General features: G+C 25.9%; 1 protein-coding gene. It reads right to left on the reverse strand.

The window, feature by feature from the left end; translation table 11 throughout:
• On the reverse strand, nucleotides 1-313 hold a 313-nt coding region (locus tag AZI32_RS17540; RefSeq protein ID WP_206406657.1), incomplete at its 3' end, for a DNA cytosine methyltransferase.
• Between the last annotated feature and the right edge of the window lie 250 nt (nucleotides 314-563).

The raw sequence follows: 563 nt of genomic DNA on the forward strand, positions 1-563 counted from the left end.
AAATATCTACAAACTTAAAAAACAATTTACTTCTTGGATCTTCAAAGTTTAAACCTTTTCCTTGTCGGCTAAACCCTTGACAAGGACTACCAGCTAATAGTAAATCTATTTTTTCCATATTCTTTATATTTTCAATATTTATATTGTTTATATCTCCTAATCGTTTTATATTCGGATAGTTTTTATTTGAAATTCCTATAGCTGATTTATCTATTTCACTTGAGTAATATTCTTTAACATTTATTCCAGCTCTTTCAAGAGCTACCATACCACAACTTATCCCATCAAATAAACTTAGTACAGTTATCCCCATTTATTTAAATCCCCCTTTAAATCGCTTTCATTCTTGTTTTAGTATATTTATATTAAAACTTGTTTTAATCTTCTCTAAAAGGCATTTAAGCCTTATTACCAATTCCATTTATCTTTACTCAATTTTTCTATTGTTTCATTATCTAATGAGTTTGGATCAACTATATTATCCCCTACTTTAACTTTGCTTTTAGCTAATTTAATGCCATTTTTATTTTTATGGTTATAATTTTTATTATTTTGGTTTATAC

Origin of the sequence: Clostridium sp. ATCC 25772 (genome assembly GCF_001573875.1) — a bacterium.
GTDB lineage: Bacteria > Bacillota > Clostridia > Clostridiales > Clostridiaceae > Clostridium_J > Clostridium_J senegalense.